The 23415-nt window shown below is 63.2% G+C and carries 28 protein-coding genes and 1 pseudogene; 20 read left to right on the top strand and 9 right to left on the bottom strand.

Annotation, left to right across the window (positions count from 1 at the left end; genetic code table 11):
• Positions 1-22 precede the first annotated feature (22 nt).
• From thpR to NKH63_RS27435, 3 genes are all read left to right on the top strand, one after another.
• Entirely contained in the window at positions 23-619 is a 597-nt protein-coding gene (gene thpR / locus NKH63_RS27445; protein ID WP_352919621.1) for an RNA 2',3'-cyclic phosphodiesterase, read from the top strand.
• A 6-nt stretch (positions 620-625) separates the two neighbouring features.
• Positions 626-922 (top strand): 4a-hydroxytetrahydrobiopterin dehydratase, encoded by a 297-nt coding sequence (locus NKH63_RS27440; RefSeq protein WP_352481071.1) that lies wholly within the window; start codon positions 626-628, stop codon positions 920-922.
• A 92-nt stretch (positions 923-1014) separates the two neighbouring features.
• A complete protein-coding gene (locus tag NKH63_RS27435; RefSeq protein WP_023721897.1) occupies positions 1015-1377 on the top strand; it encodes a YkvA family protein in 363 nt (120 codons plus the stop codon).
• 45 nt (positions 1378-1422) lie between these two features.
• Here the strand turns inward: NKH63_RS27435 and NKH63_RS27430 are convergent, their stop codons facing one another.
• The gene (locus NKH63_RS27430) at positions 1423-2031 is read right to left on the bottom strand and encodes a methyltransferase family protein (protein ID WP_352919619.1); all 609 of its coding nucleotides are present in this window, start codon (positions 2029-2031) and stop codon (positions 1423-1425) included.
• A gap of 362 nt (positions 2032-2393) precedes the next feature.
• Here NKH63_RS27430 and NKH63_RS27425 point away from each other — a divergent pair, with 362 nt between their 5' ends.
• From NKH63_RS27425 to NKH63_RS27410, 4 genes and pseudogenes are all read left to right on the top strand, one after another.
• Complete coding sequence (locus NKH63_RS27425) at positions 2394-2900, top strand: invasion associated locus B family protein (RefSeq protein ID WP_023721899.1); 507 nt, start codon at positions 2394-2396, stop codon at positions 2898-2900.
• A 143-nt stretch (positions 2901-3043) separates the two neighbouring features.
• Entirely contained in the window at positions 3044-3184 is a 141-nt protein-coding gene (locus tag NKH63_RS27420) for a hypothetical protein (RefSeq protein WP_352919616.1), read from the top strand.
• 31 nt (positions 3185-3215) lie between these two features.
• Positions 3216-4448: a dual-specificity RNA methyltransferase RlmN gene (rlmN, locus tag NKH63_RS27415; RefSeq protein WP_352919614.1), complete on the top strand. Its 1233-nt coding sequence runs from the start codon at positions 3216-3218 to the stop codon at positions 4446-4448.
• Positions 4445-4925: pseudogene (locus tag NKH63_RS27410) on the top strand (hypothetical protein). The gene rlmN and the pseudogene NKH63_RS27410 overlap by 4 nt, the downstream one beginning before the upstream one ends.
• Here NKH63_RS27410 and NKH63_RS27405 read toward each other — a convergent pair.
• On the bottom strand, positions 4897-5538 hold the full coding sequence (locus tag NKH63_RS27405) for a LysE family translocator (protein ID WP_023721902.1): 642 nt from the start codon (positions 5536-5538) through the stop codon (positions 4897-4899). The pseudogene NKH63_RS27410 and the gene NKH63_RS27405 overlap by 29 nt on opposite strands.
• Before the next feature lie 178 nt (positions 5539-5716).
• Here NKH63_RS27405 and NKH63_RS27400 point away from each other — a divergent pair, with 178 nt between their 5' ends.
• From NKH63_RS27400 to NKH63_RS27390, 3 genes are all read left to right on the top strand, one after another.
• On the top strand, positions 5717-6940 hold the full coding sequence (locus NKH63_RS27400) for an argininosuccinate synthase (protein ID WP_352481074.1): 1224 nt from the start codon (positions 5717-5719) through the stop codon (positions 6938-6940).
• A gap of 147 nt (positions 6941-7087) precedes the next feature.
• Positions 7088-7387 (top strand): hypothetical protein, encoded by a 300-nt coding sequence (locus tag NKH63_RS27395; protein ID WP_352481075.1) that lies wholly within the window; start codon positions 7088-7090, stop codon positions 7385-7387.
• Positions 7388-7433: 46 nt separating this feature from the next.
• Positions 7434-7928 (top strand): hypothetical protein, encoded by a 495-nt coding sequence (locus NKH63_RS27390; RefSeq protein ID WP_352495991.1) that lies wholly within the window; start codon positions 7434-7436, stop codon positions 7926-7928.
• 58 nt (positions 7929-7986) lie between these two features.
• Here the strand turns inward: NKH63_RS27390 and NKH63_RS27385 are convergent, their stop codons facing one another.
• Positions 7987-8787 carry a lytic murein transglycosylase gene (locus NKH63_RS27385; protein ID WP_023721906.1) on the bottom strand — a complete coding sequence of 267 codons (801 nt, stop codon included), beginning with the start codon at positions 8785-8787 and terminating at the stop codon, positions 7987-7989.
• Positions 8788-8972: 185 nt separating this feature from the next.
• Between NKH63_RS27385 and NKH63_RS27380 the strand changes: the two genes are divergently transcribed.
• The 7 genes from NKH63_RS27380 to rpsP all read left to right on the top strand — a co-directional run bounded on the left by NKH63_RS27380 (position 8973) and on the right by rpsP (position 15900).
• Positions 8973-10220 carry a flavin monoamine oxidase family protein gene (locus NKH63_RS27380; RefSeq protein WP_352919612.1) on the top strand — a complete coding sequence of 416 codons (1248 nt, stop codon included), beginning with the start codon at positions 8973-8975 and terminating at the stop codon, positions 10218-10220.
• Positions 10221-10310: 90 nt separating this feature from the next.
• Positions 10311-11408: a zinc-binding metallopeptidase family protein gene (locus tag NKH63_RS27375; RefSeq protein WP_352481078.1), complete on the top strand. Its 1098-nt coding sequence runs from the start codon at positions 10311-10313 to the stop codon at positions 11406-11408.
• A 63-nt stretch (positions 11409-11471) separates the two neighbouring features.
• On the top strand, positions 11472-12074 hold the full coding sequence (locus tag NKH63_RS27370; RefSeq protein WP_023721909.1) for a DUF1236 domain-containing protein: 603 nt from the start codon (positions 11472-11474) through the stop codon (positions 12072-12074).
• 147 nt (positions 12075-12221) lie between these two features.
• Complete coding sequence (locus NKH63_RS27365) at positions 12222-13190, top strand: CPBP family intramembrane glutamic endopeptidase (RefSeq protein WP_023721910.1); 969 nt, start codon at positions 12222-12224, stop codon at positions 13188-13190.
• A gap of 312 nt (positions 13191-13502) precedes the next feature.
• On the top strand, positions 13503-15113 hold the full coding sequence (gene ffh, locus NKH63_RS27360) for a signal recognition particle protein (protein WP_352481079.1): 1611 nt from the start codon (positions 13503-13505) through the stop codon (positions 15111-15113).
• 7 nt (positions 15114-15120) lie between these two features.
• Entirely contained in the window at positions 15121-15447 is a 327-nt protein-coding gene (locus tag NKH63_RS27355; protein WP_023721912.1) for a chorismate mutase, read from the top strand.
• A 51-nt stretch (positions 15448-15498) separates the two neighbouring features.
• The gene (gene rpsP, locus NKH63_RS27350; protein ID WP_023721913.1) at positions 15499-15900 is read left to right on the top strand and encodes a 30S ribosomal protein S16; all 402 of its coding nucleotides are present in this window, start codon (positions 15499-15501) and stop codon (positions 15898-15900) included.
• A gap of 93 nt (positions 15901-15993) precedes the next feature.
• Here rpsP and NKH63_RS27345 read toward each other — a convergent pair whose 3' ends face one another.
• Positions 15994-16257 (bottom strand): YMGG-like glycine zipper-containing protein, encoded by a 264-nt coding sequence (locus NKH63_RS27345; RefSeq protein WP_023680734.1) that lies wholly within the window; start codon positions 16255-16257, stop codon positions 15994-15996.
• A 192-nt stretch (positions 16258-16449) separates the two neighbouring features.
• On the bottom strand, positions 16450-16860 hold the full coding sequence (locus tag NKH63_RS27340) for a DoxX family protein (protein WP_023721914.1): 411 nt from the start codon (positions 16858-16860) through the stop codon (positions 16450-16452).
• A gap of 297 nt (positions 16861-17157) precedes the next feature.
• Here NKH63_RS27340 and NKH63_RS27335 point away from each other — a divergent pair, with 297 nt between their 5' ends.
• Entirely contained in the window at positions 17158-17565 is a 408-nt protein-coding gene (locus tag NKH63_RS27335; protein ID WP_352481080.1) for an ACT domain-containing protein, read from the top strand.
• A 3-nt stretch (positions 17566-17568) separates the two neighbouring features.
• On the opposite strand, the gene NKH63_RS27330 is transcribed toward NKH63_RS27335, so the two are convergent.
• From NKH63_RS27330 to NKH63_RS27320, 3 genes are all read right to left on the bottom strand, one after another.
• The gene (locus tag NKH63_RS27330; protein WP_352516117.1) at positions 17569-17952 is read right to left on the bottom strand and encodes a GNAT family N-acetyltransferase; all 384 of its coding nucleotides are present in this window, start codon (positions 17950-17952) and stop codon (positions 17569-17571) included.
• A gap of 159 nt (positions 17953-18111) precedes the next feature.
• Positions 18112-19146, bottom strand: coding sequence for an aspartate-semialdehyde dehydrogenase (locus NKH63_RS27325; RefSeq protein ID WP_023721916.1), 1035 nt, complete (start codon positions 19144-19146; stop codon positions 18112-18114).
• A gap of 104 nt (positions 19147-19250) precedes the next feature.
• The gene (locus tag NKH63_RS27320; protein ID WP_023721917.1) at positions 19251-19400 is read right to left on the bottom strand and encodes a hypothetical protein; all 150 of its coding nucleotides are present in this window, start codon (positions 19398-19400) and stop codon (positions 19251-19253) included.
• A 200-nt stretch (positions 19401-19600) separates the two neighbouring features.
• Here NKH63_RS27320 and NKH63_RS27315 point away from each other — a divergent pair, with 200 nt between their 5' ends.
• Together NKH63_RS27315 and NKH63_RS27310 are read left to right on the top strand one after the other, a co-directional pair.
• Positions 19601-21433 carry a DEAD/DEAH box helicase gene (locus NKH63_RS27315; RefSeq protein ID WP_352587998.1) on the top strand — a complete coding sequence of 611 codons (1833 nt, stop codon included), beginning with the start codon at positions 19601-19603 and terminating at the stop codon, positions 21431-21433.
• Positions 21434-21521: 88 nt separating this feature from the next.
• The gene (locus NKH63_RS27310; protein ID WP_352481083.1) at positions 21522-22235 is read left to right on the top strand and encodes a DUF805 domain-containing protein; all 714 of its coding nucleotides are present in this window, start codon (positions 21522-21524) and stop codon (positions 22233-22235) included.
• A gap of 58 nt (positions 22236-22293) precedes the next feature.
• Here NKH63_RS27310 and leuB read toward each other — a convergent pair whose 3' ends face one another.
• On the bottom strand, positions 22294-23397 hold the full coding sequence (gene leuB / locus NKH63_RS27305; protein WP_352919607.1) for a 3-isopropylmalate dehydrogenase: 1104 nt from the start codon (positions 23395-23397) through the stop codon (positions 22294-22296).
• Positions 23398-23415: the final 18 nt, after the last annotated feature.

Genomic DNA, 23415 nt, shown 5'->3' with positions numbered 1-23415 from the left:
ATTCGAGGACAGGAGGCTTGCCATGCCGCGTCTTTTTACCGCCCTCGAAATACCGCGTGATGCCGCTCTTTCGCTGTCCCTGCTCAGGGGCGGCCTGCCCGGAGCCCGCTGGATCGACGTCGAAAACTATCATCTGACGCTGCGCTTCATTGGCGATGTCGAGGGCCATGTCGCCGACGAAATCGCCAACGCGCTCGACCGCGTTCACCGCCCGTCCTTCCCGCTGACGCTGTCCGGCGTCGGCGCCTTCGGCCAGAAGAAGCCGCATGCGGTGTGGGCCGGGGTCGCCGCTTCGCCCAATCTTTCCGCTCTGCAAAGCGAAATCGAGCGCATCTGCCAGCGGCTCGGCATCCCGGCCGACCCGCGCAAGTTCATGCCGCATGTGACGCTGGCCCGCCTGCGCAATGCGAGCCCGCTCGACGTCGCCCAGTATCTGTCGGCGCGCGGCAATTTTTCGACGCTGCCGTTCCGGGTCGGCCGCTTCGTGCTGATGTCGTCGCGCGACTCGGTCGGCGGCGGGCCTTACGTCGTCGAGGAGGCTTGGCCGCTTTCAGGTGCCGACAACCGCGTCGCCAGCCGTTTGGCCGGCGCCGCCGACGCTTCGCGGATCATGCGGTAGACGGACATGGCCAGGGAGAAACTAGCAAAAGAGGCGATCAGCGCCGAACTTGCCGGCCTCGACGGCTGGTCGCTGGCCAAGGATGGTGGTTCGATCAGCCGCAGCTTCACTTTCAAGAATTTCTCGGAAGCCTTTGCCTTCATGACCCGCGTTGCCCTGGCTGCGGAGAAGATGGACCACCACCCCGACTGGTCGAACGTCTACAAGACGGTAAACGTGACCCTCAACACCCACGACGTCGGCGGCCTGACCGCGCTGGATTTCGATCTGGCCAGGAAGATGAACCGCTATTTCGGCACCTGACGTTATCTGCACCTTGCAGCGAGGTTCGGCTTTCACCACATTTTGCCTCGCGGTCACGCGTGAAGTCACGCGACGGCGGCAAGGAGAGGTTGATGGCGCAAAAATCCGGTTTTGATTTCTTCGGCCTCGGCAGCAAGCTGGGCAATGAGAGCGAAGTACGCGAAAAGTTCTGGCGTACGGCGAAGAAGGCTGCCCGGCAGATCCCGTTCATGGAGGAGGTGGTCGCCGCCTATTACTGCGCCATGGACAAGAAGACGCCGCTGCGCGCCAAGGGCACATTGCTGGCTGCGCTCGGCTATTTCGTGCTGCCGACGGACGTCATCCCCGATTTCATCTTTGGGCTTGGCTTCACCGACGACATCGCTGTGCTGACCGCGGCGATCACAACCGTCAGCGCCCACATCACGCCGGCGCACCGGCTCGCCGCCAGGCAGGCCATCGCCGACAAGAGCTGAGCCGGTACGGCGCAAAAAATCGCGCGGGAACCGACTTTCCGGCCGTCAAAGCCACCGCCGCACCCGCGTCTTGTAGGCGCGATAGGCGTCTCCGAACTTACGCTCGAGATAACGCTCTTCCGGCGCGATGACGCCCGTATTGATCACCCACAGCAAGGGAATGACGAGCGCGATACCCCAAAGACTTCCGGCCGCGACACCGAGGCCCAGATAGATAAGGGTCGCTCCCAGATAGAACGGATTTCTGGTCCACCGATAGATACCGTCGACGACCAGCGCCGTCGTTGGCAAGGTCGGTGGTATGTTGGTTCCAGCGGCCTGAAAGCGGCCCGCCGCCATAAAGATGAGCACCAAGCCGCACACCGCGAGCACGGCGCCGGCCAGATAGCGGGCGAGGGCCTGCCCGGCCATGACCGAGAGCGGCGCGAGCACCTCGAGCACGGTTGCCGCCGCCAGGAAGCCGAGGAAGATCAAAGGCGGCAGCGCAATGACCCCCGCCACGTCGGGCGCGCCCGGTCCGCCCGCCACCTCTCCGCCATCCGACCGGGACACCGCGCCGCTGGCCACCGCGCGGACGGCGACACGAATGCCGAACACGATCGCCAGGACGACTGTGCCGCCCGCCAGGATCAGAACTGTCTCGGAAATGGCCATGGCCAAATCTCCCGTAAGCCGCCAAGGAGGGCACCCTGGCCGAGTGCCGTGGAGCCGAACGCAGACATATACCGCCTGGCGGGAAATTCGTCACGTAGCTCTCAGAAAAGCGAGAATCGCTGCAAGACCTAGCTGCTTGAAAAGTCAAACTCTTGCCGTTTTCGTGGCCTCCAAGTCGCGGCAGGGACATTGCGCCAGCCGCTTTTTCAAGCGGCAGCGCGAAGACGGCGGCGGTTTCCTGGCGTGAACATCCTTTTCTCAGGGGAAATTCACCGTTTGGTAACCCAGATTAAATCAAAATGAAGCGACGGGCAGGACGCCGAGCCGGCCTGCCGCCGCACCAGTGGAATACGGGAAAAGCGATGCGCGGATTGATTGCTATAGTTTCCAGCCTGGCCCTGGTGGCCTTGACGGCGCCCGCGCTGGCGCAGTCGGCAACCAAGATCGGCCAGCACAATGCCTGGGGCACCTACAGCTACCAGGCGTCGGGCGGCGGCAAGGTCTGCTATGTCCTGACCGTGCCAACCGACAAGCAGCCGCCGACGCTCGATCATGGCGACATGTTCTTCTTCGTCAGCCAGCGGCCGGGGCAGCAAGTGTCCTACGAGCCGCAATTCATCGCCGGCTATACCTTCCAGGAAGGTTCCAAGGCCACCGTCACCATCGACAAGAAGTCTTTTTCGATGTTCACGCGCGGCAAGTCGGCCTGGGTCGAGAACGCCGCCGAGGAGCCGGTGCTGATCGCCGCGATGAAGACCGGCACCGACATGAAGGTGTCAGCCAAGTCCGGCCGCGGCAATACCACCACCTACGTCTTCTCGCTGAAGGGCATCTCGGCGGCGCTGGCCTCGATCGCCAAGTGCAAGTAAAGTCCTCGTCCGGGACGTTCACCACCTAACACAGCGACGTAAAGAACCAGCGTTCGTGCGGTCTTGCCTTCTCTCCTTGTGGGAGAAGGTGGATTGGCGCGCAGCGCCAAGAGGGTTGAGGGGTGCTGGACGGAGTGCAGGGGATGCCAAGCTGGAACACCCCTCATCCGACCGAGCTTCGCTCGGCCACCTTCGCCCACAAGGGGAGAAGGAAGAACCCCCTGCATGACTCCGCCATCAACCTGTGCTATGCGCCGCGCTTCATTTCGGGCACGATGCTGTAATCGGCCGCAAATCGCTTATATTGGCGCAACAATGACCCTTTCATTCGATCTTACCGCCGAAGGCGCGCGTGACGCGTTGCGCACCCGCACGACGCCTGAAAAGTCGTCGCTGATCGGCTTGACGCGCGCCGAACTCGGGGCCGCCCTCGTCGCCGCCGGCATCGTGCCGGAGCGCCAGGCGAAGATGCGCGCCCAGCAGCTCTGGCACTGGATCTATGTGCGCGGCGTTTCCGATTTTGCCGGCATGTTCAACATCTCCAAGGATTTGCGCGCCGCACTGGACAGGCATTTCACCGTTGCCAGGCCCGAGATCGTCGAGGAGCAGATTTCCTCCGACGGCACGCGCAAATGGCTGTTCCGCTTTCCGCCGCGCGGCGCCGGCCGGCCGGTCGAGATCGAGACCGTCTACATTCCCGAAGAAGGCCGCGGCACGCTCTGCATCTCCTCGCAGGTCGGCTGCACCCTGACCTGCTCCTTCTGCCACACCGGCACGCAAAAGCTGGTGCGCAACCTGACGGCGGAAGAAATCCTCGCCCAGCTTTTGACAGCTCGCGACCGGCTCGGCGATTTCCCCGACCGCGACACGCCCGACGGCGCCATCGTGCCGGCCGAGGGCCGGAAAGTGTCCAACGTCGTCATGATGGGCATGGGTGAGCCGCTCTACAATTTCGAGGCGGTGAAGAAGGCGCTGCTGATTGCATCCGACGGCGACGGGCTTTCCCTGTCGAAGAGGCGCATCACGCTGTCGACCTCGGGCGTCGTGCCCGAAATCTTCCGCACCGGCGAAGAGATCGGCGTCATGCTGGCAATCTCGCTGCACGCTACCAATGACGATCTGCGTGACCTTTTGGTACCGATCAACAAGAAGTATCCGCTCAACGAGCTGATCGCTGCCTGCCGTGCCTATCCCGGCCTGTCCAACGCCAAGCGCATCACCTTCGAATATGTGATGCTAAAGGACGTCAATGATTCCATCGAGGACGCCAAGGCGCTGATCAAGCTGCTCAAGGGCATCCCGGCCAAGATCAATCTGATCCCGTTCAATCCGTGGCCGGGCACCAACTACCAGTGCTCGGACTGGGAGACGATCGAGAAATTCGCCGACTACATCAACAATGCCGGCTATGCCTCGCCGATCCGCACGCCGCGCGGCCGCGACATCCTCGCCGCCTGCGGCCAGCTCAAATCGGACTCCGAGCGCATGCGCAAAGTCGACCGGCTGGCGCTGGAAGCGATGATGATCGCAGGGCACGGCGAGGCGTGAATCGCGTCGTCGCCTATCTGATCCGCTTCGCCGTCATCCTGATCGGTTATGGCGTCGCCTCGCTGGCGGCCAGCGCATTTCTCAATATCATGTTTCTGGCGTCCCTGGGCTACACGCCGGAGCAGGCACCGCCGGCGGCGACGGCTTCCCTCTATTTTTCCGTCCCCTTCGTCGCGCTGTTCGTCGCCTATTTCGCTTTCATGCCGGCGGCGATCGCCATCCTGGTTTCCGAAATCCTCGGCCGGCGCGACTGGCTGTTCTATGCACTGGCGGGCGCGGCGGTGGCGGCGGTCTTCCTCGGCTTCGTCCACCAGACGAACGACGCCAATTTCGAGGTTACCAACACAAGCGTCATGCTGGCGGTGATCGGCTGCGGCATGGTCGGCGGTATTTTTCTACTGGCTGAGCGCCGGCCGCTCGGCTGGGAGCTGGCGTCAAATCGGACGCCCTATTTCGCCTGGGCCGTCAGGATCTTGAGCGCGAAGGCCGAAAAAACTCCGGCAAACAGATAGTCGACGACGCGCGTCACGCGCGGGCTGGCTTTCATCGCCGCCGAGAATTTTTCCGCCGCCAGCACCATCGGCGCTGTCACCGGGACCGACAGCACGACGAACATCGCGCCGAGGAAGAACAGCTTTCCCGGCGCATTGGGATCATGCGCGGAGACGAATTGCGGCAGGAAGGTCATGAAGAACAGGATGATCTTCGGATTGAGCAGATTGACGCCGAGCCCCGCCGCCCAGCTGCGAACCAGCGATATCTGCGGCCCGCTCTTCTTCTCCGGTGAAAACGCCGACCCTTTTGTGATCGCCTGCCAGGCCAGGAAGACCAGATAGCCGGCGCCGAAAATCTTCAGCACGAAGAACGCCATCGGCGAGGCGACGATCAGCGCCGAGACGCCGACCACCACCAACGTGGTGTGGATCAGCGTGCCGCACAGCGCGCCGGCCATCGAGGCGAAGCCGGTGGCGCGGCCCTGGCTCAGCGTGCGCGACACGAACAGCGTCATGTCCGGCCCAGGCGTAATCGCCAGGATCACCGTCGCGATGGCGAATTGGATAAGCGTAGCGTTGTCGGGAATGAAGGACATTGGCGGCCTCGGACAAGAAGGCGCAGCCTATAGCGCAGGCGCCTCGCCGACGCCAGCATCTCGCCGCCACGGCGTCTGGTCCAGCGCTTGCGGCTCCCAGGCGCCTGTTCCTCCCTTGCGCAGCCCCGAAACGCCGTGATACCTCGCCCGCAAGAATCCTGTCGCGGAACCGCCCACCATGTCGAAAGCAAAAGCCGTCAAGAAAGTCGTGCTCGCCTATTCTGGCGGCCTTGACACCTCGATCATCCTGAAATGGCTGCAGACCGAGCTCGGCGCCGAGGTCGTGACCTTCACCGCCGATCTAGGCCAGGGTGGCGAACTGGAGCCGGCTAGGCGCAAGGCCGAGATGATGGGCATCAAGGATATTCGCATCGTCGATGTCCGCGAGGAGTTCGTATCCGATTTCGTCTTTCCGATGTTCCGCGCCAACGCTGTCTATGAAGGCACCTATCTGCTCGGCACCTCGATCGCCCGGCCACTGATCTCGAAACATCTTGTCGAGATCGCCAGGGAGACCGGCGCCGATGCGATCGCCCATGGCGCCACCGGCAAGGGCAACGATCAGGTGCGTTTCGAACTCTCGGCCTATGCGCTCAACCCCGACATCAAGGTCATCGCGCCCTGGCGCGACTGGTCGTTCAAGTCGCGCACCGATCTGATCAATTTCGCCGAGCAGCACCAGATTCCGGTGCCGAAGGACAAGAAGGGCGATGCGCCGTTCTCGGTCGACGCCAACCTGCTGCATTCCTCCTCCGAGGGCAAGGTGCTGGAAGACCCGTGGAGCGAGCCGCCGGAATTCGTCCACCAGCGCACCATCTCGCCGATGGATGCGCCGGATGAGGTCACAGAGATCGAAATCGAATTCCTCAAGGGCGATCCCGTCGCGCTCAACGGCAAGAAACTGTCGCCGGCAACGATGCTGGCGGCGCTGAACGATCTCGGCCGCGACAATGGCATCGGCCGGCTCGATCTGGTCGAGAACCGTTTCGTCGGCATGAAATCGCGCGGCGTCTACGAGACCCCCGGCGGCACCATCCTGATATCGGCCCACCGGGCGATCGAATCGATCACGCTGGACCGCGGTGCCGCCCATCTCAAGGACGAGTTCATGCCGCGTTATGCCGAGCTGATCTATAACGGCTTCTGGTTCGCGCCCGAGCGGCTGATGCTGCAGGCGATGATCGACAACAGCCAGGAAGACGTCGAAGGCATCGTGCGGCTGAAGCTCTACAAGGGCAACGTCATTGTCACCGGCCGCAAGTCGAGGAAGACGCTCTATTCCGACGCGCTGGTCACCTTCGAGGACGACCGCGGCGCCTACGACCAGAAAGATGCCGAAGGTTTCATCCGCCTCAATGCGCTGAGGCTGCGCACGCTGGCGGCGCGTGGTCGTAAAGGCTAAGTATATATTCATGAAAATCCTGCTTAGCCTGGATCCATACTCTTAGTGAGCTAATGTAGTTGTTTCTAATGACAGCTGCAGAGCTTTTCTTGCTTGACCTCATGGCCGGATTGTCCAATTGTTTTTTTGGGCAATGGGGCTGTAATAATGCGACTTGGTCTTTTGATTTTGACGGCGATGATCGGCATTCTGGCGGGCTGCCAGACCGGACAGGACATCACGAAGAAGGATCCCCAGGCGGGATGCATCGCCGCTGTCGCTACATGGACCATTACGTTCAAACATGAGATCGCAGCCTTCATGGGCGTTTCTCAGGAACGCATGCCGAGCCTCTTCTGCCGGCGCTTGGGCGATGCGGTGCGCAGCGGCCGAATTGGCTTCTCCGACATAAACAGCCTTCAGCTCGACCAATCCACCGACATCTGGAAGGTCATCAAAGGCAAGTGACAGGTCGGCGATGGTTAGTTTGCGACGCGCCACGCGACTTCCGCTGATGTTGCTGGCGGGCCTGGCAGCAGCCGGAGCGGAGGAATTCGATCCCACCTCGCTCGACCTCGCCGCGCTGATTGAATGCAGGGCCGACGTGCCGGCCTATAACGGATTCGCCTTGTGGCTGAGCGGTGAGCCCGGCGCGGCGGAAAAACTTGGCTGGAAGGAAGTCACCGCCGGCAATCCTTTCCTCAGGCAATACGAGCTGCCGGCCACGGTCGGCGTCTTCGGGCGCGAAACGGCGGCCGTCGTCCTTACCGCGACCGGGCCGATGGCGGTGTTTGACGATGTTTCCGCGCCCGATCTCGCTCGAGCGCTCGGCGTCACAGCGCAAATCTCGACACCGGACAAATTCCTTGGCGAGAAGGTGCTCGTCGAAAGCAGCGAGGAAGCCGACGGCATGACATTTTCCACGCACATTGCGCTCAATGTCTCAACCGTTAATTCACATCCCGGCAAGGTTCTCGCCGGCTGCTCCTACGCGCTCGACGTGAAATAGAAAGCCCGGCGCATGGCCGGGCTTTCTGTCGAATCATTCTATCGAATAGAGATTTCTGTCAGTCGGCATCGATGGCTGTGGCCATGCGGGCGATGGCCTGTTGATAGACGCTAGCGGAATTCCAGCCAGCGATTGCGCCCATATTCGCCTGCGCGCTCGCTCCGGCCCGCCAACCATGGCCCTTGAGGAAGTTGGCCGTGGAAGCCAACGCAGTGCTCTTGTCGCGCAGATTTTTGTTGCCGACGCCATACGTCAAAACATTTCCGGGCAGGAACTGCGTGTGGCCGATCTCGCCATGTGCGGCACCGACCGACGAGGCGCTCAACGCTCCGCGATCGACCAGCTTCAGGGCTGCAATGGCATGGGGATAGAAGAACTCCGGACGGCGGCAATCATAGGCGAGCGTTAAAATGGCAGAGACCGTATTCTGGTTGCCCATGGCGGAACCGAAGCCCGTCTCCATACCCCAGATGGCGATCAACACACCCGGCGACACGCCGTAATTCCGTTCGATCTTGTCGAACAGCGCCGCATTGGCCTTCTTCAGCGCACGGCCCCTGGCAATGATCGCGGACGCGCCACGGCGCTTCATGAAAGCTTCGACCGAGCCGCTGAAAGCCTTATGGATGGCGCGGTCGACGGAGATCGTCTTTGTCGCGTAGGTTGCGCGAGCCAGAGCGGCCAGACCCTTCGAGCCGACACCGTCGGCCTTGGCCTCCGCGGCAAACTCCGGTTTCCACGCCTCGAAGCCGGCGCCGTTTTTGCCACAACTGGCCGCCGCCTGCGCGCCCGTCGCCAGCGCAAGCACCGCCACCACCGTGGCCACTACAAACATCTTCCCCTTGGCAAGAAATGCCATGCTGCTCTCCTGGTTGCCTGAATCACGTTCCCAATTGCGAATTTGCCAGCGAAACACCTGCTTGTCACTGTCCCGGCGCTGCGCCGATGCACTCAATACAGCAGGAACTTCAAATCCACCACACTGGCGGATGCCCGGGAATTTGCCTACGATCAAGTAATTATTGTGGCGGGGACAGAATAAGCATGAAAGACGTTGATGTCGTGATCGTCGGCGCCGGTTCGGCCGGACTTTCGGCTGCCAAGACCCTGCGCGCCGCCGGTTTTTCCTTCAAATTGTTAGAAGCGATGAACCGCGTCGGCGGCCGCGCCTGGACCAGCGACCAGCATTTCGGCGTGCCGTTCGACATCGGCTGCGCCTGGCTGCATGCGGCAGACCGCAATCCCTACTTTCCCGAGGCGAAAGCCGCCGCCTGGACGCTTCATCACCACGACATGAATGTCGATCATCTCTACTACCGCGAGCGAAAGGCAAGCGAAGCCGAAGAGGCCGCGATGAAGGTGGCCGACGCAAGACTGCTCGAACTGGTGGCGGCACGTCAGGTGAGGGAAGGCGACGATGACCGCCTTTCGGCATTGCTCGCCAAAGGCCACGCGCCGCGCGCCGCCGCAACCTTCGCGGGGCCGATGGATTTCGGCGCCGACGAGGACGAGATATCGATCCGCGACTTTCAGGCCGCCGCCGATCTCGATCCGAACTATTTCACCAGGGAAGGCTTCGGCACGCTGGTTGCGCGCTTCGGCGCCGACGTGCCGGTGGAGCTGTCGACGCCGGTGCGCAAGATCCTCTGGGATGGGCCGGGCGTAGCCTGCGTCACGGATCGCGGTACCATCCGCGCCAAGGCTGTCATCGTCACCGCCTCGCCGGCAGTGCTCGCCTTCGAGGAGATTGCGTTCTCGCCCGCACTCCCCGATGGGCATTTCGCTGCCTTCTTCGATCTGCCGATGGGCATGCTGACCAAGCTGCCGGTCGAAATATCCGGCACGAGGCTTGGCTTGGAGCCGTTCGACGATTTGCTGATCGAGCGGCTGGCCCGGCACGACATCTACTTCCTCTGCTTTCCCTTCGACTTCGATTTGATGGTCGGTTTCGTCGGCGGCGATTTCGCTTGGGAGATGTCGGCGGCGGGCGAGGCGGCCGGCATCGACTTCGTCGTCGACCGGCTCTGCGGCATCTTTGGCGGCGACGCACGAAAGCATGTCGGACGCGCAATGATGACCAATTGGGGCGCTGAGCGGTTTGTGCGCGGCGCCTATGCGGCGGCGCGGCCCGGCCGCTCGCAAGCGCGCGCCACGCTGATGCAGCCGGTGGCGGAAAAGATCTTCTTCGCCGGCGAGCATTTGGCCGGTCCGCTGATGCAGACCTGCGGCGGCGCCAGATTGTCGGGCGAGGCAGTGGCCAGGGAGGTCGTGGCCCAGCTTGCGGCAAAATAGCATCGGCCGGCAGGAACGTGGGCCGGTGACAGGCGTTTGGCCTTGTCCTGTTCGCCTCGTCCTCCGCATTTCGAGTGATTTGAGACGCCAATGAAGCTTTTCGACTGCCCGCATTGCGGCCACCGTCTCTATTTCGAGAACGCGCAATGCCTGAACTGCGCCAGCCTCGTGCTCTATGATCCCGAGCATGCGCGTTTTGTGCTGTCCGGCATCGACGACATCTTCCAATGCACCAACGCCGACGAATGCGCCTGCAACTGGATGGCGGAGCCTGGCCACGCCTTCTGCCGCGCCTGCACGCTGAACCAGCTGATCCCGGATCTGTCGGTCGACGGCAATCGCCGCCGCTGGATCCGTGTCGAGGCGGCAAAGAAGCGTGCCGTCTATTCGCTGCTCGCCTTCGGCCTGCCGGTCGCATCCAAGCAGAATCCCGGCGACGAGATCGGCCTCGCTTTCGATTTTCTTGCCGATCCTATCGGTGGCGGTCCCGGTGGCGAGCGTATCCTGACCGGCCATGACAACGGCCTGATCACGCTCAACGTCGCCGAGGCGGACTCGGCTGAGCGCGAGCGGCGGCGCGTCGAGATGGGCGAGAACTACCGCACGCTGCTCGGCCATTTCCGCCATGAGCTCGGCCATTACTATTGGGACCGCCTGATCCGTGACGATCCGCAAAAGCTTGCCGGTTTTCGCGCTTTGTTCGGCGACGAACGCGCCGGCTACGAACAAGCGCTGAAGACCTATTACGCCGATGGCGCGCCGCCCGACTGGCAGCAGCGCCATATCTCGGCCTATGCGACGTCGCACCCGTGGGAGGACTGGGCCGAGACATGGGCGCATCACATGCACATCACCGACACGCTGGAGATGGTGCATGCGCTGAATTTCCCGCTCGGCCGGCTGGAGACCGTCGAAGCCAACGAGCTGCCGCGCGCCGATACCGGCGGCGAGCTGCAGCCGGCACCATCGGAACCCGCCACCAGGCCGGAGCCTTTCGAAAAGATCCTCGACCGCTGGCTGGTGCTGTCGGAAGCTTCCAACTCGATCAACCGCTGCATGGGCCTGCCCGATCTGTATCCCTTCGTAATCTCCGACGTGGCGGCGCAAAAGCTTGCTTTTGTTCACGAGCTTTTGACTGACCTGCCGAAAACTATTGGAACAAATCGTGAGCCGGCGGAGGCTTTTTAGCCGGAACGCATGCCGCTTTGCTTCGTTTTCGGTCCCGAGGGACTGTGAAACGGAGAGAAAACCATGAAACGCATATTGTTTCCGGCGGTGGCCGGAGCGCTCATAGCGATGTCGGGCTCTGCTTTGGCCGAAACCGCCGTCTCGGCCATCACCGATCTCAATGTACGCGCCGGCCCCGGCCCGCAATATCCGGTCATCGGGGTACTCGCGGCCGGCCAGTCGGCGACGCTCGACGGCTGCATCGCCAACAGCAAATGGTGCACCATCGCCGAGGCCAACGGCCAGGGCTGGGTCTATTCCGACTATGTGACGGCCGATTTCGGCGGCAGCCGTGTGGTCCTGACACAGCGTCCGGCCGGCGCCGACATTGCCGTCGTGACACCGCCTGCCGATAGCGCCGAATATTCCGACAGCTATACCGGAGCGATCGTTGCCGGCGAGGCGATCGAGCCCATCCGGCGGCCGCCGGCGGAAATCCGCACCTATGTCGAAACGAACCGGCTCGATCCGGTCTATCTCGAAGGCGAGGTGGTTACCGGCGCGATGTTGCCCGACACCGTCGAGCTGCGCGAGATACCCGATTATGATTATCGCTACGTCTATGTGAACGGCCAGCCGGCGCTGGTCGATCCGAGCAGCCGGCGTATCGTGTACGTCGTGCGCTGACGCGCAAAACAGGGCGGTCGCCCTGTAATGGCGGCCGCTCACACCCCGACATTGCCACAAGCCGGCATTGCCGCTGCAATACCGGTTTCCACTTTTGCGTCCGATGCTCTAGATCATGCGAGCCGAAGCACCAGCCAGCGAGCCCGCGTGACGATCGACCCGACCGCCTTCCAACAGTACCGGCACACCGCCAACGAGAAGACCACTTTGCCGCGCCTTCTGCTTGGAACGGTCGTCGTCATCCTGTTCTGGCTCGGAATCACTGCCGCCGTGCTGTTCGGTGGCACCTATGCCTTTGCCGTTTGGCAGGCGTCGTCTGGCACCGCCCCGCCAGGTGGAGGAGCGGTGCAGGATTTCATGGCCTCTCCAGCGGGCATCCTCGCGGCGCTGGCTTCGTTTGCCGGAATCTGGCTCGGCCTTTGGGCTGCCATGCGCTGGATCCATCGCGAGAAGCTGACGGCCCTGATCGGCGTCAGCCGGCGCATTTCATGGTCGGGGTTCCTGAAAGGGCTGGCCGCCGTGCTGATCACCTCGCTGCTTTCCGAGATCCTGCTTTACGGCCTGCAGCCCGATATTGCGCGCGGTACGATCGGCCTGTCCTCGTGGCTTTTGTTCCTGATCCCGATCGCTGCGCTGACCTTTCTGCAGACCTCGTCGGAGGAGATGCTGTTTCGCGGTTATCTGCTCAGGGGCCTGGCGAGCCGGTTCCAGAACCCTTTCATCTGGGCGCTGCTGCCGGGATTGCTGTTCACCTCGCTACATTGGAGCCCAGGCTCGAGCGCCGCGATCAATGCCTGCGTGCTGGCCTCGATCGCCGCCTTTGCGCTGCTGCTGACGCTTCTGGTCTATGCAACCGGCAATCTCGGTGCCGGCTTCGGCGCCCATCTCGGCAACAATCTGACCGGCTTCCTGCTGATTTCGCACCAGCAAAGCTATAATTCCTTCGCCCTGTTCAACGCCAAGCCGCTCGAAGCCGCCGGCTGGACGACTTCAGACGCCGTCCTCATCGCCGCGATCGGCATCGTCAGCAGCCTGTTGACCGTTCTGCTGCTTTTGCATCCGCGCTCCCCGCTGAAGGTCGAGCCGGATATGGCGCGCGCCAGCAGCGTGCGCTGATGCGCCTTGCCTGGTGGTCCTGAGCATATTTGGCGCAAAGCCTGACCAAAGCTTGACTCCGCGGCCGATTTCCTGTCTACACGCCGCGAAATTCCGCGACGAGTATTCCTCCGAGCAAACCGACCGGGACGCCGAAACCTCTTTGAGGTGAAGTGCTGTAAATCGATCCCGGAGGCCAACACCCGGCAGCGCTGTGCGCCCCCGGGTGCTTTTTGGCTTTGGGCTTTTGCCCGGACCGGCTTTTGCTTGGACAGCTGGCGCGAACGCATTACCTCTCGGGCATCATCCGGGTGCCAGGGAAAAGGAAAAAGAATGTTTGAATCGCTACAGGAACGTCTTGGTTCGATCCTGAACGGCCTCACCGGCCGCGGCGCCTTGTCGGAGGCGGATGTCTCGGCGGCGCTGCGCGAGGTGCGCCGCGCGCTGCTCGAGGCCGACGTGGCGCTGGAAGTGGTGCGTTCCTTCACCGACAAGGTGCGCGAGAAGGCCGTCGGCGCCGCCGTGGTCAAGTCGATCAAGCCCGGCCAGATGGTCGTCAAGATCGTCCATGACGAGCTGGTCGAGATGCTCGGCGCCGAGGGCGTCGCCATCGACCTCAATGCGCCGGCTCCGGTCGTCATCATGATGGTCGGCCTGCAAGGTTCCGGCAAGACGACGACCTCGGCCAAGATCGCCAAGCGGTTGGCCGAGCGCCAGAACAAGAAGGTCTTGATGGCCTCGCTCGACACGCGGCGTCCCGCCGCGCAAGAGCAGCTCCGTCAGCTCGGCGAGCAGGTCAAGGTCGCGACGCTGCCGATCGTCGCCGGCCAGACGCCAGTCGACATCGCCCGCCGCGCCGTGCAGGCGGCAAAGCTCGGCGGCCACGACATCGTCATCCTCGACACCGCCGGCCGTACGCACATCGACGAGCCGTTGATGGTCGAGATGGCCGACATCAAGAAGGTGTCGTCGCCGCACGAGATCCTGCTGGTTGCCGATTCGCTGACCGGCCAGGACGCCGTCAATCTGGCGAAAAGCTTCGATGAGCGTGTTGGCATCACCGGCCTCGTGCTGACCCGCATGGACGGCGACGGTCGCGGTGGCGCAGCACTCTCGATGCGCGCCGTCACCGGCAAGCCGATCAAGCTGATCGGCATCGGCGAAAAAATGGACGCGCTGGAGGAATTCCACCCCAAGCGCATCGCCGACCGCATCCTCGGCATGGGCGACATCGTCAGCCTCGTCGAAAAGGCAGCCGAGAACATCGACGCCGAGCAGGCGGCGGCGATGGCCAAGAAGATGCAGTCGGGCAAGTTCGACCTGAACGACCTCGCCGGCCAGCTTCAGCAAATGTCGAAAATGGGTGGCATGGGCGGCATCATGGGCATGATGCCGGGCATGGGCAAGATGAAGGACCAGATGGCCGCCGCCGGTCTCGACGACAAGATGTTCGGCCGCCAGCTCGCCATCATCTCGTCGATGACCAAGGCCGAGCGCGCCAATCCCGATATTCTGAAGCACTCGCGCAAGAAGCGCATCGCCGCCGGCTCGGGCACCGACGCGGCCGAAATCAACAAGCTGTTGAAGATGCATCGCGGCATGGCCGACATGATGAAGGCGATGGGCGGCAAGGGCAAAGGTAGCGGCCTGATGCGCGGCATGATGGGCGGCCTCGCTTCCAAGATGGGGCTCGGCGGCATGATGCCCGGCATGGGCGGCCAAGGCGGCATGATGGGCGGCGGCATGCCCGATCTGTCCAAGATGGACCCCAAGCAGCTCGAGGCCTTGCAGAAGCAGGCACAGGCGGCCGGGCTCGGCGGCATGAAGGGCCTGCCCGGCGGCTTTCCCGCTGGCGGTGGCCTGCCTGGCTTGCCCGGCGGCATGAAGCTCCCTGGTTTGCCGGGATCCGGCGGCGGGCTGCCTGGCCTCGGCAAGAAGAAATGAGGGCGCCATGAACGAAGAAAAGGACATGGCTGACGCGCGCGCGGCGCTGGTCAATTATCGCGCCTCGATCGACAACATCGACGCGGCGCTGATCCACATGCTGGCCGAGCGCTTCCGCTGCACCAAGGCGGTCGGCGTGCTGAAGGCGGAGCATGGCCTGCCGCCTGCCGATCCGGCACGCGAGCAGCAGCAGATCGCCCGTCTTCGCCAACTGGCGAAGGACGCCCATCTCGACCCGGATTTCGCGGAAAAATTCCTGAACTTCGTCGTCCGCGAAGTGATCCGCCATCACGAGCAGATCGCCGCATCCAACGGCATAACGAAAACCGGCTGAGGACCAGCCACCAACCGATCAACCAAATCAGAGCTTTTTAGGAGAAAAGAAATGCCACTGAAAATCCGACTGGCCCGTGCGGGCTCGAAGAAGCGTCCCTATTACCACGTCGTCGTCGCCGATGCCCGTTCGCCGCGCGACGGCCGTTTCATCGAGTCGCTTGGCTCGTGGAACCCGCTGCTGCCCAAGGACGGCGAACGCGTCAAGGTTGACGCCGAGCGCGTCAAGCATTGGCTGTCGCACGGCGCCCAGCCGACCGACCGCGTGCTGCGCTTCCTCGACGAGGCCGGCCTCGCCAAGCGCGAAGCCCGCGCCAACCCGAAGAAGGCCGAGCCCGGCAAGAAGGCGCAAGAGCGCGCTGCCCTGCTGAAGAAGGCGCAGGAGGAAGCTGCAGCCGCTGTTGCCGCCGCTTCCGCCGCGCCGGCCGAGGCGGAAGCCGCCAGCGCCGAATAAGTCATCGATTGCCCTTCACAAAACGGCTGACCAGTCACAAAACGGCGGGCCTTTGCCCGCCGTTTTGCTGTCCATCCGTATGATGCGGCCCGATCAATAGCCTTCCGGGCAACTCGCAACGTAGACACGGCCATTGCGATCGCGATAACGGCACTGGCCGCTTTCGCTGGCACGGCCGATCAGCGCACCGGCCAAGGCGCCGGCCGCACCGCCGATCACCGCGCCCTTGGTCGGGTTGCCGGCCACTGCGGCGCCGACCGCCGCACCGCCCAGGCCACCAACGGCCGCGCCTTGCTCAGTACGGGAGCAGGCACCGAGCGGCACCAGCAGGGCCATCAAGATCATCACCTTTTTCATTGTCGTTCCTCTCCAACAGGGTGCCGTCCTCGCCGCTGCGCCCCCTAACTCGCAACCAGCCAATTTGATCCAAAGAAGAAGATCGGCAGCAGACCGGGCGGCGCTCGATTTGATCCAAAGAGAAGAAAGGCGGCGGCAGACAGCGCCCTCTCTGGCGGCGTGGCCGCCATCGAACGGCTTTGGAAGTCGCTGCTATTGGCTGAACGGGATCAGCGCGCGCACCCTTGGATCGCGCAGATACAGGCCGCCCCAGAGGATGGCGCCAAGGTAGACGCCGAACAGCATATGCGAGAACAAAGGGCTGCCGATACGCACATGCGTGGCGATGGCGCCGCCGAGATAGGCGGTGAGCAGGATGGCGCCGAGCACCGAGGTGCGCGGCAGTACATAAAGTGCTGTCGAGACCAATCCAATGATGCCGAGCATGCGCGAGACATTGGCATCGGCTGGCCAGCCGAGCTGCACCATGGTCTGGGTGACGATTTCGAGCGGCGGTAGCTTGATGACGCCGTCGAAGATCATGAACAGCACGATGACGGCGCTGAGCACGCGACCGGCCCAGAGGGCGCGCGGTGAGACGGATGCTGCCTGAGACTTGGTCATTGATGTTCCCTCCGGTCGTTGCGAGCACTGGCTTTTCTGCCAGCTCGAACCAAGGACGCGTCCCATGACGGCCATCCGACATGCCTCCAGTGCTTTTTCACTCCGGGGACGGCGACCTTGGATGTGCAAGTTCAGCCAGCAACCAACCTGGCCAAGTCCACCTTGCGAGGTGAGGTGGAGGGCGTTATTGGAAATCCGTAAGGGTATCTCCCGAGCGCTCGACGGCAGCAGCCGCCTAATCGCACAACGAAAGTAAGCGACGGCAGCAGCCGCCTAATCGCACAACGAAAGTAAGCGATGGCCGGAGAGACCGACCTGAAAAAGTTGCTGGCGGCAATGACGCCGGAGTTGCTTGCCGGCGTTCATGTCTTCACCACGTTGCCACCTGATGCGGCCGTTCCCGACCAGCTCGATCCGGTAATGCTGTTTCGCGAGCACGAGGGCATGACGCTGATCGTGCTTGAAGACCAGGCCAAGACCGCTGGCCTGAAAACCGTGTTCCGCTGCCGGATGCTGACGCTGAACGTCCATTCGTCGCTGGAAGCGGTCGGCTTCCTCGCCGCCATCACCGCGCGGCTGGCCACCGCCGGCATCGGCGTCAATCCGGTCTCGGCCTTCTACCACGATCACCTGTTCGTGCCCGCCGACCGGGCGGAGGAGGCGCTGGATGTTTTGCAGAAACTCGCTGCGGACGCCGCACGATAAGGATCAATGCCTTCGGACGTACAAAATGTCGGGCAATCGCTCTTCATTGTTCGTGCCGTTGCCCAAAGCTTCCGCGCGAAAGCCATGGCGCTCGTAGAAGCGCCGAGCGCCTGAGTTCGACTGAAAGCAATGCAATTTCACAACCGGCAAATTCGCGGTTGCTTGTGTCAGCAGCCGGGCGCCGATGCCTTGGCCAGTCCAGGCAGGATCCAGATAGAGCTGCTCGACCCATTCTCCTGCAACGGCGACAAAGCCAACAATGGCCGCGTCGATTTCGGCGACCGTCACGTGCTGCTGCGCCAGCACGGTGCCGCTGATGAAGGCCATATCCTCATCCGGTGTATGCAGGACCGGCATCCAGTCGAACGACGAAAGCGCTGCGCGCATGATCCTGGCAATTGCGCCTGCGTCCGACCCGTTAGCCGGACGCAGCGCGATTTTAGTCGCAATGCTCATCTCACAAGCCTGCGACCGCGGGCCGCCGGCCGTCCGGCGCCCCCGCGGAGGGCCAGCCGCGAAGCGGCGATGCGGCCCGTGAGCGAGAAGTTATGCCGCCTTCTTCTTTGGCTGGATCAGCCCGCGCTCGACCAGCAGCTCCGCGATCTGAACCGCGTTGAGTGCCGCGCCTTTGCGCAGATTGTCGGAGACGATCCACATCGACAGGCCGTTGTCGATGGTCGAATCCTCGCGGATGCGCGAGATGAAGGTGGCGTCCTCGCCAGCCGATTCCAGCGGCGTGATGTAGCCGCCGTCCTCGCGCTTGTCGATGACCTGGCAGCCCGGCGCCTCGCGCAGGATCTCGCGCGCCTCATCGGCGGTGATCGGCTTCTCGAACTCGATGTTGACCGCTTCCGAATGGCCGATGAACACCGGCACCCGCACGCAGGTCGCCGTCAGCTTGATCTTGGGATCGAGCATCTTCTTGGTCTCGGCCACCATCTTCCATTCTTCCTTGGTGAAGCCGTCGTCGAGGAAGACGTCGATATGCGGGATGACGTTGAAGGCGATGCGCTTGGTGAACTTCTTGACGTCGACGGAATCGGCGACGAACACCGCCCGCGTCTGCGTGAACAGTTCGTCCATGCCTTCCTTACCGGCGCCGGAGACCGACTGGTAGGTGGCGACGACGACGCGCTTTATGGTGGCGAAGTCATGCAGCGGCTTCAGCGCCACGACCAGCTGCGCCGTCGAGCAGTTCGGGTTGGCAATGATGTTCTTGCGTGTGAACAGCGAAATCGCATCCGGGTTCACTTCGGGAACGATCAGCGGCACGTCCTGGTCGTAGCGGAAGGCCGATGAATTATCGATGACGACGCAGCCCTGCTTGCCGATCTTCGGCGACCATTCCTTGGAGACGTTGCCGCCGGCCGACATGATGCAGATGTCGGTGTCGGAAAAATCATATTGGTCGAGCGTCCGGACCTTCAGCGTGCGGTCGCCGAACGACACTTCCGTGCCCTGGCTGCGCCGCGAGGCCAGCGCCACCACCTCGCTCACCGGAAAGCCGCGCTCTTCCAGTATGTTGAGCATTTCCCGGCCCACATTGCCCGTGGCGCCGACGATCGCAACCTTGAAACTCATCGAAATCTCCTGTCCCTCTCCGCTCGGTTTCTGGAGAAAACCCGCCGGCCAATGCGGGTTTCACCCCGGGCCGGACCCGGGAGAGGGTGGTTGGGCCAAGGGAATCAGACCGTTTTGGTGGTCGTTTTACCGGTTTTTTTGACCAAGAACGTGGTTTTGCTGGAACGGAAAGGCGCACCGAGACGTCCGGCCCAATGGTTCGCATTGGGGCCGGGGATGTCGAAGGCAAGAAGCGCCATCAAAAGGCCGCGCATCGAAAACTATCCCGTTCGGTGCCGGCTTTTACGCGGTTTGCGTAAGGAGTCAATCGCAACCAGGCGGATCGCCCGCCCTGTACAATGAGGGCGGCACGAAGTACGAACGGGCATCGTTTGGCTCGTGGCGCCCGTCGTGGCGCTTGCCGACATCAGACCCGTCGCCGGGCATTTAAGAATCCGAATTTCGAAAGAAGCATATGTCCAACTTCGAAGCTATTGTCCCCGCGCTGGCAAAGGCGCTGGAAAAACGCGGCTATGTCGAGCTGACACCGGTGCAGAAAGCGGTTCTTGAGCTCGGTCAGGCCGATGCGCTGGTTTCAGCCCAGACCGGCTCCGGCAAGACCGTCGCTTTCGGACTGGCCTTGGCGCCGACGCTGCTCGACGGCGCGGAGCGCTTTTCCCACGCGGCGGCACCCCTGGCGCTGGCCGTGGCGCCGACGCGGGAGCTGGCCCTGCAGGTGACGCGCGAGCTGGAATGGCTCTACGAGCTGACAGGCGCCACGGTGTCGTCCTGCGTCGGCGGCATGGACATGCGCACCGAGCGACGCGCGCTGGAGCGTGGCGCCCATATCGTCGTCGGCACGCCCGGCCGCCTGCGCGACCACATCACCCGCAATTCTCTCGACATGTCGGCGCTCAAGGCAGTCGTGCTCGACGAGGCCGACGAGATGCTCGATCTCGGCTTTCGCGAGGACCTGGAATTCATCCTCGACGCCGCCCCTGCCGAGCGCCGCACGTTGATGTTTTCCGCGACCGTGCCGCGCTCCATCGCCACGCTGGCCAAGGGCTACCAGCGCGATGCCGTGCGCATCTCGGCCTCCGGCGAGGAGAAGCAGCATCTCGACATCGAATACCGGGCGCTGGGCGTCGCGCAGGCCGACCGCGAAAACGCCATCATCAACGTGCTGCGGTACTATGAGGCGAAGAACGCACTGGTGTTCTGCAACACGCGTGCCGCCGTCAATCACCTGACAGCACGCTTCAACAACCGCAACTTTTCCGTCGTGGCACTGTCCGGCGAGCTGAGCCAAAACGAGCGCAGCCACGCGCTGCAGGCGATGCGCGACGGCCGCGCCAAAGTCTGCATCGCCACTGACGTCGCGGCGCGTGGCATCGACCTGCCCAATCTCGAGCTGGTCATCCATGCCGACTTGCCGACCAACCCGGAGACGCTTCTGCACCGAAGCGGGCGAACGGGACGGGCGGGGCGCAAGGGCGTCAGCGCGCTGATCGTGCCGAACAATGCCCGCAAGCGCACCGAGCGGCTGCTGCAAAGTGCCGGCCTTGCGGCGACCTGGGCGAGCCCGCCCTCGGCCGACGACGTGATCCGGCGCGATGACGAGCGCATTCTCGCCGACCCGGTCCTCAGCGAGCCTATGAAGGATGAGGAGCGCGGCTTCGTCCAGGCGCTTCTCGATCAGCACGGGCCGGAACAGGTCGCCGCAGCCTTCGTACGGATGTGCCGCTCCAGCCGCTCGGCGCCGGAGGACCTTCTCGACGTCGCACCGTTCACGCCGTCGGGCGAAAAATTTGCGCGCCGGGACGAGGCACCGAGCCGCCGCGACGATTTCGGCGACAGCGTCTGGTTCTCGCTGTCGGTCGGACGCCGGCAGAATGCCGAGCCGCGCTGGCTGATCCCGATGCTGTGCCGGACAGGCGGCATCTCCAAGCGCGAGATCGGCGCCATCAAGATGCAGCCGGAAGAAACCTTCGTGCAGATCGCGGCGGACTGGGCCGAGCGCTTCCTCGCCGCGATCGGCCCCGACCGCAAGCTGCAGGGCAACATTGCGGTCAAGCGGCTGGACGGCACGCCCGATCTGTCGCGGGCCGGCTATCAGGAGCCGCGCCCCGACAAGAAGCCGCACCGCGGCAAGCGGACATTCGATCAGAACGCGCCCAAATTCGAGAAGCGCGCACCGGCTGACCAGCGCCCGGCATTCGAGGCAAAGCCCTGGGCCGGCAAACCGGCCAAGGCGAAATTCGAAGGCGGACCGGCGAAACACAAGAAATCGAAGAAACGGCCGGGGTGAATAGTCTGCCCCTTCCATTTCGCGCACGCCCCTTGCGGTCTACCGGAACTTTGCACAGTCTGGGGCAGGGCAATGGGGTGGGCAGGACATGCGCGGCGAAGTTCTTCACTATGACGAGGACCAGGCCTTCGGTTTCATTACCGGGGCCGATGGCAACCGCTACAGCTTCGCGCGCGAGGACTTGCGCCGCCAAGCGTCGGTTGCCGGAGGCACGACCGTCGAATTCCAGCCGGCTGGCGGACGGGCACGCGATGTTTTTTCGATCCACGCCCAACCTGCCAGTGCACCCGCCCGTGCCTCCGCTGCAACCGCCGCCCCATCTCAGGCCGGCAATGCGCCCGCGGCACGTCAGCCGCAACATTTCGGCCGTTCCGCTGAAAATCAAACCGCCGAATCCACCGGCCTGTGGAGCTACTTCTCGCGTGGCCTGACCGAAAATTATTTCAACTTCGCCGGCCGTGCCCGCCGCAAGGAATATTGGGGCTATTGCCTGTTCTGGACGATCGCGCTGATCGTGGCGATAGGATTCGGCGTCTTCATCGACGACGCCATGGGCAATCTCGACAACAGTGAATTGCCGGCAGTGACGGTCGGCCTTTGCGGCCTCTTCCTGCTGGCGACAGCCCTGCCGTGGTTCGGGCTCAACGTGCGCCGCCTGCACGATATCGGCCTGACCGGCTGGCTCTTCCTGCTTTTCCTGATCCCGACCTTCGGCACCGTGATCATCCTGATCTTTGCGCTGATCCCGACCCAGCCGCGTGAAAACCAGTGGGGTCCGGTGCCGGCGGGTGTCCAAATCTAACCGCGGGAGTGCCGCCGCATCGGCGGCAGTCGCCCAGCGGACGTCGACCTACACAGGATCAGCCCAGGAACTTGGCGATGATCGCGTCGCCCATCTCAGCGGTGCCGACCTCGGTCATCCCCGGCGAATGAATATCCCTGGTGCGCAGGCCGTCGTCGAGCACGGCGGCGATCGCACCTTCGAGCTTGTCGGCTTCAGTCACCATGCCGAAGGAATAGCGCATGCACATGGCGAAGGAGGCGATCATGGCGATCGGATTGGCGATGCCCTTGCCGGCGATGTCGGGCGCCGAGCCATGCACCGGCTCGTAGAGCGCCTTGCGCTTTTTTGCCTTGGCATCCGGCGCGCCGAGCGAGGCCGACGGCAGCATGCCGATCGAGCCGGTCAGCATGGCGGCGATGTCGGACAGCATGTCGCCGAACAGATTGTCGGTGACGATGACATCGAACTGCTTGGGCCAGCGCACCAGCTGCATGCCGCCGGCATCGGCGAGCATATGGTCGAGCTTGACGTCGGCATACCTGGCCTTTTGCGTCTGGCTGACGACCTCGTTCCACAGCACGCCCGATTTCATCACATTGCGCTTTTCCATCGAGGTGACGTGGTTCTTGCGCGTGCGTGCCAATTCGAAGGCAACGCCCGAAATGCGCTCGATCTCGAAAGTATCGTAGACCTGGGTGTCGATACCGCGCTTCTGGCCGTTGCCGAGATCGATGATCTGCTTCGGCTCACCGAAATAGACGCCGCCGGTGAGCTCGCGCACGATGAGGATATCGAGCCCCTCGACCACCTCCTGCTTGAGCGAGGAGGACGCCGCCAGCGCCGGATAGCAAATGGCGGGTCGAAGATTGGCGAACAGCTCCATGTCCTTGCGCAGCCGCAGCAGACCCGCCTCCGGGCGCACCTCGTAAGGCACGGCATCCCATTTCGGTCCGCCGACGGCGCCAAACAGCACCGCGTCCGCCGCCATTGCCTTGGCCATGTCGGCATCGGAAATCGCCGCGCCATGTGCGTCGTAAGCGCAGCCGCCGACAAGGCCCTCATCGGTGACGAAATCGCTGCCGAGCTTGTCGTTCATAGCGGCGATCAGCTTCTTCACCTCGGCCATCGCCTCGGGGCCGATGCCATCGCCGGCAAGCAGGAGAAGATTTTTCGAAGCCATGAGAACCGTCCCGATTAT

This window comes from Mesorhizobium sp. M0960 (genome assembly GCF_040319055.1).
Taxonomy (GTDB): Bacteria; Pseudomonadota; Alphaproteobacteria; order Rhizobiales; family Rhizobiaceae; genus Mesorhizobium.
The sequence above is the reverse complement of the archived record's forward strand: the minus strand, read 5'-3'. Positions and strand labels throughout refer to the sequence as shown.